We start from the raw sequence: 15,405 nt of genomic DNA, 5'->3' as shown, positions 1-15,405 counted from the left end.
AGTCATTTTGCCTTGCCATCGAAACTGCTCTGCACGCAGCCTGAAAGTGCAGGGTAGCAGTGCGATTTCGCTCCAACGCGCCGATACTCAGTCGCCCGGTTTTCGGCAAGGGCTCTACCCACCGATCTTGCGTCTTTCGCCTCAGTCGAGAAAGTGCGCCCGGAAAGCCAGGCGCCGGAACCCTCCTCGATCGCCGCAAACTTCTATGGCACGATCCACTACACGAATATCCTCGACGCGCTCGCCTGAAGGCCACGAGATGGCGCCTATGGCATGCCTCGCTTCGGCTTCCCCGTCCCGGACGAGGGTGAGTGCCCCGGGACCTGAGAGGTCGTTTTCGCTGGAGTGGCTGAGCAAGGCTGCGGCCGCACTCTCTTCGACCCCCAAACAGCCGAAGTGTCGGCTCGACCACGGGGGATAGTCGCGGCCGCCGTTGGAATGCCAGAAAATAGTCATGGGCAAGCGGCGGGCATTCCGGAGGGAAAGGAACAGATCTCCCTCGACCGGCCGCGTCACTGCGGTCCAACCCAAGCTGTGTTCGCGGCCTTCTATGGCGATGACGACATCCTCATGCCGCGGGTTCCACGGGAACCGGCTTAGATCCACCGATCCGTCGATCCCAGGAAAGCGGTCGGGCGCCGTTGACCGCGAGGGGTAGCGCAGGCCGGAACGCCCACGGGCGGAATCGACTTCGGGCGGCGCCGGCGGCGTCTCCCATGCCGATTTGGGGGAGCAACTGATGAGTCCGCCCCGAGGCAGCGACACGTTGGCATGGTTCGAGATCGCAATGCGACCGCTCCCGGCGGCGAAGACATGGCGCTGATAGACCCAGGCGTGCCCGTCTTCAACCTCGAGCTCCTTGGTGACGGTCGCGCCGCAGACGGTGCGCTGCAGCCTGGCCCGCAGCCGCCCAGCCACCTGTTCGACCACGTCCCAGGGCGAATTGGCGGTCCAGCCATGAAGGGGTGATCCCTCTTGGCTGCCTGCGAAGGGTGCGCAGAAGAAATCGCCGCCGAGCACCATCAGATGCGGCGGCGTACCGGGCGGCATTATCTCCTCCGTGCCGACCCAGGGCGCACGGTGCAGCAGAGCGATTTCGTGCCCCTCATCTTCCACTGTAAAGCCGTCGAGGAGACCGGTCCGCGCATCGAAGCCGAAACGGATTCCCTTGGCACGGATCTCGATCATGCCGCGATATGTTCGCCGGTGATGATATTTTCGACCTCCTGGATCGATGAGGTAGCGGGGCTTAGATCGTCGGCGACGACGGTGCCGCGTCGCATCACCACCATGCGGTCCACCACCTGGAAGACATGATGGATGTTGTGCGCGATGAAAATGCAGGAGTGGCCGGTGTCGCGTGCCTCGCGCACGAAACGCAGCACACCCTGGGTTTCGGCGACACCGAGATTGTTGGTGGGTTCGTCAAGGACGATGAGGTCGCTGTCGAAGTACATGGCGCGCGCGATTGCCACCGCCTGCCGTTCCCCACCGGAAAGCGATCCGATCGGCGTAGTGGGCGGAATGTTCTTCGAAATTCCGACTCGCTTCAGAAGATCGGCGGCAACCGCGTTCATCCGCTCCTGATCCAGCCGGTCGAGGAAGCGGGGGCCTGTTCTGAGCTCCCGTCCAAGAAAGAGATTGCGGGCAATGGAAAGCTGCGGGACCAGGGCGGAGTCCTGGTAGATGGTTTCGATGCCGCTCGCGATCGCGTCGTTGGTGCTGCGCAACCGCACTTCGCGGCCCTTGATGAAGATCTGGCCGGACGTGTAGGGAACCGCGCCCGACAGCACCTTGATCAGGGTGGACTTGCCCGCGCCGTTATCGCCGAGAAGGCCGACGATCTCGCCCTTTCTTATGGTGAGGTTGACATCGCGCAAAGCGTGGACGCGACCATAGAATTTCTCAATGTGTCGCATCTCGACGAGGGTTTCGGTACCGCTCATCCTCAGACCCCCGTATTGTGCCGGCGCTCAAGGCCGGCATGGAGCGCCATCATCGCCAGGATGATCGCACCGATGAAAATATTGTAGGCGAGACCGGGCACCCCGATCAGGACGATCCCGTTGCGCATCAGTCGCAGGATCAGGACGCCGAGCAGGGTCCCAAGAATTGTCCCGCGGCCGCCATTCAGCACGGTGCCGCCGATCACCACCATCGCGATGACCTCGAGTTCGTAGCCGGTTCCGGCATTGGGGTTGGCGGCCGAGACGCGGATCGACGAGACGATGCCGGCAAAGGCCGCCATTGCGGCGGACAGCATGAACAGGATGACCTTGACCCTGGCGATCGGCACCCCGCGGTTTCGGGCAGCATTGGGGTTGCCGCCGGTCGCCTGGATCCAGTTGCCGAACCGGGTGCGGGTCAGGACGTAGTGTAGCGCCAACGCTAGCGCCACGAACCAGATGAGGCTCATGAAAACGCGCAGGTCGCCGATATAGAAGTCGCCGACCAGCAATTGCGCCAACCACTGCTCTTCGGCGTCCCAGGTGCGCTGCGGAAAGCCGGCCGTCAGCCACAAGGCCGTGCCGCGGATGACCAGCAGCGTACCCAGCGTCACCAGGAATGAAGGGATAGCGAGACGGGTGACGAACAGACCGTTGAAAAGACCGATCGCCAGAGCGACGGCTATTCCCGCAAGGAACGCCAGCGGTAAGGGAAGCACGTCCGCATTGAACAAAGTCCACATCACCACGGGGGCGAAGCCGAAGACCGAACCGACCGAAAGGTCAAATTCCCCCGCGGTCATCAGAAGGGTCATTGCGAGCGCAATGAGGCCGAGTTCGACGGTGAAAGTCAGGGCATTGCCGACATTGATCAGCGACAGGAAGGCGGGGTTGATCGCCGTGAAAACGAAGAGCATCGCGATCAGAAGGACGAAAGGCCCGAATTCCGGATAGGCGATAAACGTCCTGACCACGCTAGGCCTGTCACGTTGCGGAGTAAGAGCGTCGCTGCTTTGCTCGATCATTGTGGACTCTCGCGTTGGGGCTGGAACAGGCATCCGCGGCAAGGTACCGCGGATGCCGGGATGGCATGCTTATTTGCCGCCCATGATCTTGGCGTAGAACGGCGCCTTATCGGCCTCGTAGAGTGCGCCTGTGATGATGTCGAAGTTGATCGGGATGCCGCTCGCTTCAGACATGAGCGCCGAGAGGCACATGTATGAGGTTGCCAACGGATCCTGCCACATTCCGGCATTCACATAACCTTCGCTGACCTCTGTGGTCGTATCCAACGAGTTGCCCCATCCCACCACCGGAATCTCGCCTTTGGCGATGCCGGCCTGATCCCACACGCGTTTGACGGAGCCGGTTACGAGATCGCCGAGACCGATGACGGCATTGATCTTCTTACGGTTGGCGGTCACGTAGTCGGTCATCCGGTTGATGGCCTCGGCCTGGTCGTAGGACGCATCCTGGATTTCCCAGGTGATCCCGAGCGGCTTGAACACTTCGTCGGCACCCGCCGATTCCTCTTCGCCGTAGCCTGCACCCGGAACTTCGAGCGGCATCCAGACGAAATCTCCCTTCTTCACCAACTTATGGTCGACCAGATACTGTGCCCAGGTGCGGCCGACGACCTTGAGGTCGACGCCGACATAGGCTCTCCAGGCCGGCGCCGGGTCCTTGGTGTTGAAGTTGATGACCGGGATGTTGGCCCGGTTGGCCTCGTTGACAACATCCACCAAGGTGCCGGGCCCCGGGCTCGTTGTGCAGATGCCGTTCGCGCCGGCGGCGATGGCGGCGCGGATGGCTTCCTGATGGCTCGGTACATCGTTCGAATGGAAGGACGTGTTCACCTTCACGCCGGTATCGGCAGCGAATTTCTCGGCACCCTGAAGAAAGTAGGTCCAGACCGGATCGGTCGGGGAGCCGTGCGATATCCAGTAAAAGGTTTTATTCGCCGCACTCTGCGCCATTGCTGCTGCCGGCATCAGCGCCAATGCGGCCACCGCGCCCAGAAAAGTCCGTCTCAGCATGTCCCGTTTCCTCCCTTTGGTTTGGCCGGTCTCTAGCTCCTCCCGGCCGGTGAAAGCTGTTGTATGACGCGCGACGTGGCGGCGGGCGGCCTCCTCATTGCCGATCGACCCCGTCGATGAACTTCTCCAGTTCGCGCGGATCCATGCGGATCAGATGGCAATCCTGCGGGAAGGCCCCACCGGCGACGTCCGCGGCATATTCGGTGAAAGCTGCGATCCGCTCGCGTTGCAGCCGCGCATATTCCGCACCGAAATCGCGATAGGTTCGGGCGTGGCGTGGGACGTGACCTTCGGTGTAGCCCAGTATATCGTTGGCGAAGAGATACTGCGCGTCGCAGCCAGCCCCGGCACCCATCGACCACAACAGGATTTCGACCCGTTTGCTGATCTCGGCTGCGACTTCTGCGGGCACCACTTCGATTTCGACCGCGAAGGCACCGGCGCTCTCATAGGCTTTGACTTCCTTGAAGAGCCGCAACGCCGCCTCGGCAGTCTTGCCGACGGCCTTGAAGCCACCGGTCCAGGTGGCGCGGGTAGGAACCAGCCCGACGTGACCAACGACGGGAAAATATTCACGGGAGAGCTTTTCGACCGTCTTCAGCGAGCCCGAACAGTAGACCGCGTCGGCGCCGCGGCTCAGCGCATTGCCGCACCAGCGCAGATAATCGTCCGGGGTACCCATCTCGAGATGGGTCTGCCCGGTCATCGAGAAGACCGTCGGCGCAACCGCGCGGTAGCGTGGATCAAGGACGATCTCGGCCGGCACCGAGGCGATATCGATCCCCGCCGCTTCGGCGGCTGCCGCCTCATCGAGGCTGAAATAGCGCAGCATGGTCAACTGGCGCCGGCCTTTCCAGGCGCACAGGTCCGCCACCGTCGGCAAACGGCGTGATGCGGCGCCCCGGCTCTCCTGTTTTCTCAACTCTGTCATTCGACCAACACCAGGACTTGCCCGCCCTCGCGCCGGACGGAATAGGTTCGCAGGTTCTCGCAGGCAGGCGAGCGCTTGGCCTCTCCCGTTCGATAGTCGAATTGGCCATTATGTCTGGGACACTCGATCACATAGTCGAGCACCAATCCGTCTGAGAGCTCCACCTGCTCGTGGGTACAGAGCCCATCGGTGCAAAAGAATTCGTCGTCAGGGCTGCGAAAGATTACAAAGCTCCGTCCGCCATGGACCCAGCCCAAAACGTCTTCCTTTTCGATGTCGTCTTCGGCGCAGGCAGCAATCCAGGGCATATGGTCCTCGCTTCCATGTTCAATGGGCATCTCTGATGGCGGGGCGATCATGCGAGGGACCTTTCCGGCACAGCCGCATGCAGCTCTTCGCGATAAGGCTTCGCCCCTTGCGGCAAGGCACGCTTGAGATAATAGCCGGGCTCCCGTCTCTGCCGCATAATCGCTTGAAACATCTCGCGATAGCCGGCCCAGATCGAGGTGTTGGCGGGCGGCAGGTCGTGCTTGATCGCCTCGTGCAGCCTTGCCAGCGCATGGTAAGGCACCATCGGGAACATGTGGTGTTCGACGTGATAGCCCATGTTCCAATAGATGAAGCGGCTGACGGGATTCATATGGACGGTGCGCGAATTAAGCCTATGGTCGAGCACGTCCTCTGCGAGCCCGCCGTGCTGGAGGAGCCCGGTCATCACCATATGCCAACAGCCATAGATGCGCGGACCGCCGATCAGAAGAAGCGGGATCGCCGCCTTCCAACCGGCACCGGCGATGAGCATGCCGATGCTGGTCAGCATAGCGGCTGCGTAGATTGCCATATGCACCCGCGCCCAGAACATCGCCTTGGGCCATTCGCTCTCGGGCACATAGTCCTTCTCGTCCGGCGAGAGGGCCCCGGCCGCATTACGCGCCAGCGTCCTGAGGTTCTGCCAGACCTCGACCACGCCGGTATAGGCCAGCGCTTTCAGCGTCAGCGCGATTGGATGCATCCAGGCGATCTCGGGGTCTCGGCCGACAATGATTGTATCGGTATGGTGGCGGGCGTGGCTCCAGCGCCAGTTCACCGGGTTGCGTGCCACCTGGAACGAGCAGATGTGATAAAGCACGTCATTCATCCAGCGCGTGCGAAAGGCGGTGCCGTGGCCGCATTCGTGCCAGCGTGCGTCGCAGGCCGAGCCATACATCACCCCATAGGCAAACCAGAACGGCACCGCCCACCAGCTGCCCCAGAACCAGATGCCGCCAGCGGCAAAAGCCACGTGGAGAACTGCCCATAGAATCGTGTCGCGGATCGCTGGCTGGTCGCTGCGCTGCATCAACTCCTTCATCAGCTTGCGCGGCACGTCGGTGTGATACCATTCGGCCGCCACCAGGCCGGCCTCGACGGCTTGTCTAGCGGAAGCACCGGTCAAACCGTAGCCGCGGGGGAGGGCGGCAGACTGCCCGCATGTTTCGCTATTGGCCGAATTGGCGCTCATGCGATCATCTCCGGTGGCGGGAACAAATGCTGCGCTGAAAGCGACTGACCGGTCCCGCTCAGGCCGTTCACCTGTATTGCCGCCGGCACCTCGGATCGCTCCGGACACATCACCCGTTCGCCCCTACATCCATATTCATCACGCAGGGCCGCTGCGAGATCTGGCGATCCTCGGCCTGCTACCCGTGATGTTGTAATGACCCTGCCGATGCCAAACTGGGCTGCCGACAGAAGCTTCGCAACTCAATATCACATCAAATCACATCAGTTTCTTCCTCCCATATTGATTGGATTTCAGCGGAACTCTTGGTAATTATTGTATTTCAGATGCTCATTTCATTTCGCGGCCCTTACTTATGTTGCAGGTGGAGTATGATGTAATTAGCTTCATCTTTTGATGTGACAAAACGGCATTTCCCTCAACTGCGCAAAGGGAAGGATCATGAAGAAAACGACGATTTCCGATGTCGCCCGGAAGGCTGGCCTCTCGACTGCAACGGTCGATCGAGCATTGAATGACCGTGGTGGTGTCAGCGCCGCCAATCGCCAGAGGGTGTTTCGCGCCGCGAAGGAACTGGGCTATCTGCCGACCGAGGGGATGCTTGCCTTGCCCTCGCGCCCCGCACATCTGGAGTTCTTCATCCCCTTTGCGCACAACTCATTCATGCAGGACGTCGCCAGGAAGATCACCACCTTCGCGTCATCCCTGCCGCTCGTGGCGTCGTGCAATGTCACGGCACTCGACGGCATCGACCCTGACGCGCTCGTAGCGGCGCTGGAAGGTCTTCCGCTCCGGACCAACGGCGTCGGCGTGATTGCCGTCGATCACCCGAAGACACGGCATGCGATCCGGCGCCTGTGCGAATCCGGCGTCCGCGTCGTGACCATCGTGACCGATGTTCTCTCGACCCCACGCTCTGCCTTCGTCGGCGTCGATAATCTGGTGGCGGGGCGAACCGCGGCGCTGATCATGGGCCTCACGTCGCGTGAGAAGAAGGGATCGATAGGACTGTTCCTCGGCTCGCGAACGCTCCACGGACACCAGCAGCGGGAATATGGATTCCGGACGTTGCTGGAGGAGCAATTCAAGCATCTGACGATCCTTCCTGCCATCGAAACCCGTGACGAGAACAAGCTGTCCCAGCCGGCGATGGAACGGATGCTACGCGACACCGACGATCTCGTCGGCGTCTATTGCGTCGGCGCAGGCAGGGCCGGCATCGCTGAAGTTCTGCAAGCAGCGCAAGGAAACAAGCGTCCCTTCGTCATCATGCATGACCTCACTGACGCGACGCGGGCATGGCTGGCAGAAGATCTGATCGACGTCGTGATCGACCAGAATGCGCGCCTGATCGGCGAGCAGGTTGTCATAAGGCTCCTCGGCTCGATCGCGGCAAGCACGCCGACCTTGTCCTTGAAGAACATCGAGCCACGAATCATCTTTCGCGAGAATATCCCACTCGTTTGAAGCAGAGTGATTCCATGACGGGTTGTTGCGCCGGGCAGGCGTTGCACTTTCTGCTATGCCATGCCAGAAAACGCGCGATAGTGGAATGTGGCCGAGTCGGGGGTTCCATTGAGTTTGAGTCTGGCAAAGATAGAAGAGCTTGCCCCGGATCAAGGCTCGCTCGCCGCGGCCAAGAAGCTTCTCAAATCCTCGAGCTGGCCGACACTCGCCCAGGACGGATCGGGCCTCATCTGGGGCGAATGCCAAGGCTCCGGCGCCACGCCCTACAGAATTTCCGTCACCGAACCCGATGCCGGCTACAAATGCAGTTGCCCCAGCCGGAAGTTTCCCTGCAAGCATTCGCTCGCCTTGATGTGGATGCGCGCTGACGGCAAGGTCGATTTTGCGACCGGAACGGCGCCGGACTGGGTGAACGACTGGCTGTCGCGCCGACGCGGACCTTATGCGGGCGCTCCAGCAGCCGGCGCCGATAAACCCAAAGCGTCGATCGCGGCGACCGAGGAAATCGACGCGGTGGTTGATCCGAAGGCGGAGGCCCGGGCCGCGGCGGCTCGGGAACGCAACCGGCTTGAGCGCGAGACGTCCATCGCCAACGGCCTCGACGAGCTCAATATCTGGATTGCAGACCAGATGGATGCTGGTTTCGCCGCCTTTCCGGCCAAGGCAACGGCTACCTGCCGGGTAATGGCTCAGCGCCTGTTTGACGCCAAGGCCTCCGGCCTGGCGCTCCGGGTCGATACCATTCCGGCGCGGCTTTTCGCCTGCGCGGAGGCTGCCCGCCCGATTGCTGCCATTCAGGAACTCGCTACCCTGCATCTCCTGGCCGAGGCCTATCGGCGCCAGGATAGCCTGTCCGAGCCGTTGCGCCAGGATCTCAGGCAGATGATGGGCTGGAACGTCACGCGTGAAGCGCTGCTCGAGGATGAACGGGCGCTACGCGTTTCCGGCGCCTGGCGAGTTTGGGCGACCCGCAGCGAGGTGCAGCCGGATAAGCTCCGCCGAATCGAGACCTGGCTTCACGGTAGCGACAGGCATGCGGTGCTCATCGAATACGTCCCGGTTTCGACGGGCGCCTCCTCAAGCGGCTACAGCGTTGGCGATACTTTCGAAGCTGAATTGATCTTTTATCCGTCGAGCGTGCCATTGCGGGCGCTGATCGCCAGCCAGGCAACCGGCAGCGTCATGTCCGACGCTGCGCTGGCGCTTCCGCCGCACGATCTCGCCGACGCCTATGGCCTTTACGAGGAGGCCTTGACCGAAAAACCCTGGCTCGGCGACTATCCGGTCATGTTTCGCGGCGCGCGGCTCAGGCGCTCGGGCGAAACCATCCACCTCAGCGGCCATGGGATCAGTCTTCCGCTTGCGAAATCGCAATCGGCGGCAAGCTGGCCGCTCCTGCAACTCGAAGCGATCGATGGCGCCGGGCTTTGGGATGGGACCGAGCTGACGCTCTGCTGGTCTGAAACGGCGCTTGGACGGTGGACCGCATGAGCTTGACCAGCCTGAAGAGCGAGATCCTGCCGAAGCTTCTGTCCGGTACCCGGAGCGGGTTGCCACTCGATCGTATCGGCGCCACCGATCCGCTGCAGGCGCTGGCGCTTGCTGGCCAGGCATTGCGGTTCGACCGTCCGCCGCCGCCGGGACAGTTCCAAACCGAGGAGGCTATCACCGATCATGCGGCAATCCTGCCGGACGCGGCAAGGAAGCTCTTGCTTCGGCTGCTTTCCGGCAAGAACCAGGCGTCGGGTCAACTGTCCGCGGCAATCGTCCAAAAGCTTGCCGAAAAGAGGCTCCGGCTGCATCCGTTCGATCTGCCCAGGCTCGAACCGTTTGTGAAAGCCCACGCCGAAAATCTCGGAGCGGAAGCGCTTGCCTTTTCCGAGCGTGAAACGCCGGTCGCGCAGAAGCAGAATTACTTCGCGCCCGACAGCCTGAGTGACGACACCTGGATGCTTGCGACGCCAGCCGTGAAAGCTGGCTACATCAACGGCCGCAGAGCTTCCGATCCGGATGCTGCGCGGGCGATGGTCGAGGCAGCCTGGACGTCGGAGAATGCCGATAGCCGCGTGCGCCTTCTCGCCGCGTTCTGGAAAAATCTGTCGGAAGCAGATGCGCCGTTTCTGAGGAGCTTGGAGAAGGATCGCGCGCCACGCGTTCGCGAGCTCGCTCAGAGGCTGCTCGTCCGCTTGCCGGGGTTCGAAGGGGACAATCCGGCTTTGCGCGCCGCCCTGGAACGCATCAAGGTTTCCCAGACCGGGCTGATTTTCAAGAAGACGGCCCTGTCGCTCGACGTGCCCGCCACCGTCCGAGATTTTACAAAGATGAGCTGGCTCAACGAGACCTTCGGCTTAGTCGGTCTGGAGGTTCTGGCCGACGCCTTGTCGATGACGGTAGATGGCGTGGTGGCTGCCGCCGAGAAGCAAGGCGACCTCTTGGCGGCACTGCTTTTCATGGCGACGCAGGATAAGCGGCTGGATATCGTCAAGCTGATCACCGAGCGCCATCTCCTCAATGGTTGGGAGGCCTTTCACCAGCTCGATAGCGAAATACTGGCGGATTATCCCGCTGATATGCGGCAGCTCTGGATCGAATACATCTTTCGGCCGAACAGGTGGGCGGCCGACACGTCGCCTTGGGCGATGCGGGGGATGGCGCAATGGCTGGGAGGGCAGACGACGGAAAACGTCTTCGGCGATATCCTGCGCTCCAAGCCGTGGCAGGCGTTGCGCGGGGACAGTGGGCGCTTCGAAGCCGATATCGCCGACAGCATGGCCGTCATGTGCCCGTCATCGATGCGTTCGACGCTGCGCGCCGAGCTTGCCGGGCTCGATCCCGCCAAAAGCAGCAATGCCATTCTTTTCCTCGACCTCATGGACAGCCTGGAGACCGCAAATGCCTGAAGCCCAACTTCGCCGTCCTGCAGAGCAGATCTACGCTGGCGAACTGGCCGCCCTTGCGAAGGGCGACGACCGTCCCCGACCCGCCAACTGGAAGCTCTCTCCGCAGGCGGTCGTTACCTATCTCCTTGGCGGAAAGGCATCCGATGGAACGCCGGTATCGGCCAAATACGTCGGCAACCGGCGACTGATCGAAACTGCCGTCGCCACGCTCGCGACGGACCGGGCGCTGCTGCTGCTTGGCCTGCCGGGGACGGCGAAATCCTGGGTTTCCGAACATCTGGCCGCGGCGATATCAGGTTCTTCGCAACGCCTGATCCAGTGCACAGCCGGCACGGACGAAAATCAAATCCGCTATGGCTGGAACTATGCCTTGCTGCTCGCCAAGGGGCCGTCGCCGGAGGCGCTGGTCAAGACGCCTTTGGTGCGGGCGATGGAGGAGGGAACGCTGCTCCGGCTCGAGGAACTGACCCGCATGGGCTCCGACGTGCAGGACACGCTGATCACGGTTCTTTCGGAAAAGATCCTGCCTGTGCCGGAGCTCGATATCGCGATCGATGCCGAACGCGGCTTCAACGTCATCGCCACGGCCAATAATCGCGACAAGGGCGTCAACGAGCTTTCCTCGGCACTGAAGCGGCGTTTCAACGTCGTGGTCCTGCCATCGCCGAACACGCTCGAAGAGGAGACCCAGATCGTCGTGAAGCGCGTCGGCGAGATCGGCACCAACCTCAGTCTGCCGCCGATCCAGCCCGCGGACAAGGAACTCGCCCGCGTCGTTACCCTGTTCCGTGAAATTCGGGACGGCAAGACCCTGAACGGCAAGACGAAACTGAAGACCTCGACCGGTACGCTGTCGACCGCCGAGGCGATCTCCGTCGGCGTTTCGGCCTGGGCGGAAGCCGCTCATTTCGGCGATGGCCGCATCGATGCCAATGCGCTTGCCACCAATATTGTCGGCGCGGTCGTCAAGGATCCGGTGCAGGATGGCGTCGCCTTGTCGGAATATCTCGAAACCGTGGTGCGCACCCGCGACGGCTGGCGCGATCTTTACGAGGCCATCCGCGAGGTGATCTGAACCATGAAGCGGAAGGCGCATCTCTTCGGCATCCGCCATCACGGGCCGGGTTCGGCGGCGCTTCTGAAGGGCGCGCTCGACGCGCTCGATCCCGCCTGCGTGCTGATCGAAGGGTCGACGGAAGGCGATGCGCTGATCCAGCATGCGGCGCTGCCTGGCATGAAGCCGCCATTGGCCATGCTGTTTTACGCGGCCGATGAGGCCGCCAATGCCGTCTTCGCGCCTTTTGCTGAATTCTCTCCGGAATGGGTGGCCATGCAATGGGCGCTTGCTCACGGCCGTCCTGTCCGTTTCATCGACTGGCCGGCCGCCGTGTCCCTGGCGCTGACCAAAGCGGCCCGGGAGGAACGGCTTGCCGCCCTCGAAAGGAAGGCGGCGGAGTTGGCAGAAAATAGCGAGGGCGAAGATCCGGAGGAGGGCGTTTCGGAAGCCCCCACGATCCGCCTCGACCCTCTCGATCTGCTTGCCGAGGCCGCCGGATATGGTGATGGCGAAAGCTTCTGGAACGGATTGATCGAACAGCACGGCAGCGGCCAGTCGCCGCTCGAAATTTTCGCCGCCATAGAAGCGGCAATGACGGAAGCGCGTCAGCATCAGGCGGATGCGGGCGGCATGAGCGATGCCGAATGGCTGCGCGAAAAGCGCCGTGAGGCCTTCATGCGCGGGCATATCCGGGATGCGCTGAAGCAGCATGACGGCGAGGTCGCGGTCGTGATCGGCGCCTGGCATGTGGGCGGGCTGCGCGCCGAGACAACGGTCGCCGAGGACCGCGCCATCGTCAAGGATCTGCCGAAGGTGAAGGTAGAGGCGACCTGGGCGCCCTGGAGTGACGGGCGGTTGAGCTACGCGTCCGGTTATGGCGCAGGCGTCATTTCGCCCGGTTGGTATCGGCATCTCTGGAGCCTCTATTCCAGCGATCGTCATGACGGGCCGGAAGCCTTTGCCGCCGTCTGGCAGGCGCGGACGGCAGCTCTTTTGCGGCAGGAAGGTTTTGACGCTTCGACAGCCTCAGCCATTGAGGCGGCCCGCCTTGCGCTCGGGCTCGCCAGCATGCGGGGGCTGAGCGTGCCCGGACTGGCCGAAATGCGGGATGCCTCGCTTTCCAGCCTATGCCATGGCGACGACATCCCGCTCGCGATGATCGAGCGCAAGCTTTATATCGGCAGCCGGATCGGCGAGATCGACGAAGCGGTGCCGCAAATGCCGCTCGCCAAGGATTTCGAGCTGTGGTGCCGCAGGACGCGGCTGAAGCCGGAAGAAACGGCAAGCGAGATCAAGCTCGATCTGCGAAGCGAGGCGGGGCTGCTCAAATCGACCTTCCTGCACCGCCTCAACCTGATCGGCGTCCATTGGGGCCGGCTGATCGACGCGGAGGCCGGGCGCGGAACCTACCGCGAGATTTGGAGCCTCGCATGGTCGCCGGACATGTCCGTCGGGCTGGCGGAGGCGCTTGTCTGGGGCCTGACGATCGAACAGGCCGCAGCGGCGGCGACGATCGATCGAGGCAGAAACGCGAACGGCATCGCGGCGCTTTCGGAACTGGTGCGCGGCGCGCTGGTTGCCGATCTTCCCGAAGCTGCCAGCGCCTGTATCGATCTTCTGCAGGCCGCCGCCGTGCAGAACAATGACATCACCGATCTGATGAACGCGGTCGCGCCGCTCGTGCGCATTGTCCGCTACGGAACCGCCCGCAAGCTGCCGGAGCCGGAGCTTCGCGCGCTGATCGCCGCACTCAGCGTCGAAGTCAATGCCGGCGTCCGGATCGGTTCTCGCCAATTGGACGATGATGCCGCATCTCAGCGCATCATCGCCATGCGCGCCTATGACGAAGCTCTTGGCCTGTTTGGCGATCCCGCGCTGCTCGAGGAATGGCGGCGCCAGCTCGCCCTCCTGGTCGACGACGAGCAGGCGGCGGCGCCGGTCGTGGGCGTCAGTCTCCGCCGTCTGCATGACCTTAGTCTTTGGGACGAGCCGCGAATCTCGGCTGCCTTCTCGCGGCAGATCGTGGGCGAGAGCCCCACACGGGCCGGCGCCTTCATCGAAGCCTTCATTTCGGGGTCTGCGGAGGTGCTGATCCAGGATCAGACGCTGCTCTTCCTCATCGACGAATGGCTCTGCGGGCTGGACGAAGAGGTTTTCGTGGAGAGCCTGCCGCTCTTCCGGCGTGCGTTGACCGGTTTCGATGCGGTCGGCCGCAAGCGGATCATGGAACGCATCGCCGGTGGAAGAAAGGAACGATCGGCCGCGCCTGATGTGATCGAGGACAACCCTGCCTTCGAACGGGCGCTGCCTTTGCTGAAGACGATCCTGGGAATGGACGCGCATGACTTCTGAACGTATCCGACGCTGGAAGCTGGCACTTGGCGACGACGACATGGAGGGTCTCGGCGAGCGGGACCAGCGCCTGAGCCGCGCGCTGTCGGTCCTCTACGAATCCGAGGGGCGCAAGGGGCGCGGCGGGCTCGGTGCATCCTCGCCGAAAGTATCGCGCTGGCTCGGCGACATCCGCGAGTTCTTTCCTTCGCCTGTCGTCCAGGTCATCCAGAAGGACGCGTTCGAGCGCCTCAATCTCAAGGCGCTGATGCTGGAGCCGGAGTTTCTCGAGACGCTGGAAGCGGACGTGCATCTCGTTGCCGATCTCATCTCCTTGCGCGGCGCAATGCCCGCCAAAACCATGGAGACTGCCCGCGCGGTGGTCAACAAGGTGGTCGAGGACCTGATGAAGCGATTGCAGTCCAAAACGGTGGAGAAGGTGACCGGCGCCCTGAACCGTTCGCAGCGCACCCGTCGGCCTCGTCACGCCGATATCGACTGGCCGAGGACGATCCGCGCCAATCTTCGCCACTACCAGGAGGATTTCCACACGATCGTGCCGGAGACCCTGGTGGGGTTCGCGCGTAAAAGCCGGACGCAGGCCGATCTCGATCATGTCATGCTGTGCGTCGACCAGTCCGGTTCGATGGCATCTTCGGTCGTTTACGCATCGATCTTTGCCGCCGTCATGGCGTCCCTTCCGGTCCTGTCGACGAAGCTCGTCTGTTTCGACACCGCGATCGTCGACCTGACGGAAGATCTGGCCGATCCGGTCAAGGTTTTGTTCGGCGTGCAACTCGGCGGCGGCACGGATATCAATGCGGCGCTTGCCTATTGCGAGACCAAGATCGACCGGCCGAACAAGACCCATCTCGTTCTCATCACCGACCTTTACGAAGGCGGGGATGCCGGCTCCATGCTGGCGCGTGTCGCCGCGCTCAAGCAATCCGGCGTCAACGTCATCGTTCTGCTGGCGCTCTCCGACGACGGCAGGCCGGGCTACGACGCCCGCCACGCCGGCGCGATCGCCGCCATGGATTGCCCGGTCTTCGCCTGCACGCCGGATCAATTTCCTGACTTGATGGCCGTCGCCCTAACGAAGCAGGATATCGGACAATGGGCAAGCGCAAATGGAATCGGACTTGTGCGCGGTGCTTGAGAACGCGTGAAATGGTCAACTTGGCCGCGGGGCGGGGCTTGCCTATGACGCAAGCGGGGCGCTGCTTGCCGCCCATC

General features: G+C 62.5%; 13 protein-coding genes. 6 read left to right on the top strand and 7 right to left on the bottom strand.

The window, feature by feature from the left end; translation table 11 throughout:
- Positions 1-141 precede the first annotated feature (141 nt).
- From CO671_RS19920 to CO671_RS19890, 7 genes are all read right to left on the bottom strand, one after another.
- Positions 142-1,188, bottom strand: a complete 1,047-nt coding sequence (locus tag CO671_RS19920) for a hypothetical protein (protein ID WP_097607354.1) — start codon at positions 1,186-1,188, stop codon at positions 142-144.
- The gene (locus tag CO671_RS19915; RefSeq protein WP_097607353.1) at positions 1,185-1,946 is read right to left on the bottom strand and encodes an ATP-binding cassette domain-containing protein; all 762 of its coding nucleotides are present in this window, start codon (positions 1,944-1,946) and stop codon (positions 1,185-1,187) included. Before CO671_RS19915 ends, CO671_RS19920 begins: the two co-directional genes overlap by 4 nt.
- Before the next feature lie 2 nt (positions 1,947-1,948).
- Complete coding sequence (locus CO671_RS19910; RefSeq protein WP_097607352.1) at positions 1,949-2,971, bottom strand: ABC transporter permease; 1,023 nt, start codon at positions 2,969-2,971, stop codon at positions 1,949-1,951.
- 69 nt (positions 2,972-3,040) lie between these two features.
- Positions 3,041-3,982, bottom strand: a complete 942-nt coding sequence (locus tag CO671_RS19905; protein WP_077989851.1) for a substrate-binding domain-containing protein — start codon at positions 3,980-3,982, stop codon at positions 3,041-3,043.
- A gap of 94 nt (positions 3,983-4,076) precedes the next feature.
- On the bottom strand, positions 4,077-4,913 hold the full coding sequence (locus tag CO671_RS19900) for a 3-methyl-2-oxobutanoate hydroxymethyltransferase (protein ID WP_097607351.1): 837 nt from the start codon (positions 4,911-4,913) through the stop codon (positions 4,077-4,079).
- Positions 4,910-5,221, bottom strand: coding sequence for a MocE family 2Fe-2S type ferredoxin (locus CO671_RS19895; protein WP_097607484.1), 312 nt, complete (start codon positions 5,219-5,221; stop codon positions 4,910-4,912). Before CO671_RS19895 ends, CO671_RS19900 begins: the two co-directional genes overlap by 4 nt.
- A gap of 47 nt (positions 5,222-5,268) precedes the next feature.
- Positions 5,269-6,414 (bottom strand): fatty acid desaturase family protein, encoded by a 1,146-nt coding sequence (locus CO671_RS19890; protein WP_097607350.1) that lies wholly within the window; start codon positions 6,412-6,414, stop codon positions 5,269-5,271.
- A 441-nt stretch (positions 6,415-6,855) separates the two neighbouring features.
- On the opposite strand from CO671_RS19890, the gene CO671_RS19885 reads away from it, so the two are divergent.
- The 6 genes from CO671_RS19885 (at position 6,856) to CO671_RS19860 (ending at position 15,328) form a co-directional block, all read left to right on the top strand.
- The gene (locus CO671_RS19885) at positions 6,856-7,881 is read left to right on the top strand and encodes a LacI family DNA-binding transcriptional regulator (protein WP_097607349.1); all 1,026 of its coding nucleotides are present in this window, start codon (positions 6,856-6,858) and stop codon (positions 7,879-7,881) included.
- A gap of 108 nt (positions 7,882-7,989) precedes the next feature.
- Positions 7,990-9,372, top strand: coding sequence for an SWIM zinc finger family protein (locus CO671_RS19880; RefSeq protein ID WP_097607348.1), 1,383 nt, complete (start codon positions 7,990-7,992; stop codon positions 9,370-9,372).
- On the top strand, positions 9,369-10,781 hold the full coding sequence (locus CO671_RS19875; protein WP_097607347.1) for a DUF5691 domain-containing protein: 1,413 nt from the start codon (positions 9,369-9,371) through the stop codon (positions 10,779-10,781). Before CO671_RS19880 ends, CO671_RS19875 begins: the two co-directional genes overlap by 4 nt.
- On the top strand, positions 10,774-11,856 hold the full coding sequence (locus tag CO671_RS19870; protein WP_010032790.1) for an AAA family ATPase: 1,083 nt from the start codon (positions 10,774-10,776) through the stop codon (positions 11,854-11,856). The genes CO671_RS19875 and CO671_RS19870 overlap by 8 nt, the downstream gene beginning before the upstream one ends.
- Positions 11,857-11,859: 3 nt before the next feature.
- A complete protein-coding gene (locus CO671_RS19865; protein ID WP_097607346.1) occupies positions 11,860-14,190 on the top strand; it encodes a DUF5682 family protein in 2,331 nt (776 codons plus the stop codon).
- A complete protein-coding gene (locus CO671_RS19860) occupies positions 14,180-15,328 on the top strand; it encodes a VWA domain-containing protein (RefSeq protein ID WP_097607345.1) in 1,149 nt (382 codons plus the stop codon). The genes CO671_RS19865 and CO671_RS19860 overlap by 11 nt, the downstream gene beginning before the upstream one ends.
- Positions 15,329-15,405: the final 77 nt, after the last annotated feature.

Source organism: Rhizobium sp. M10, assembly GCF_002531955.1.
In the GTDB taxonomy this organism is placed as follows: Bacteria; Pseudomonadota; Alphaproteobacteria; order Rhizobiales; family Rhizobiaceae; genus Rhizobium; species Rhizobium etli_C.
Note: the sequence above shows the minus strand (reverse complement) of the source record. Positions and strands in the feature narration are given on the sequence as shown.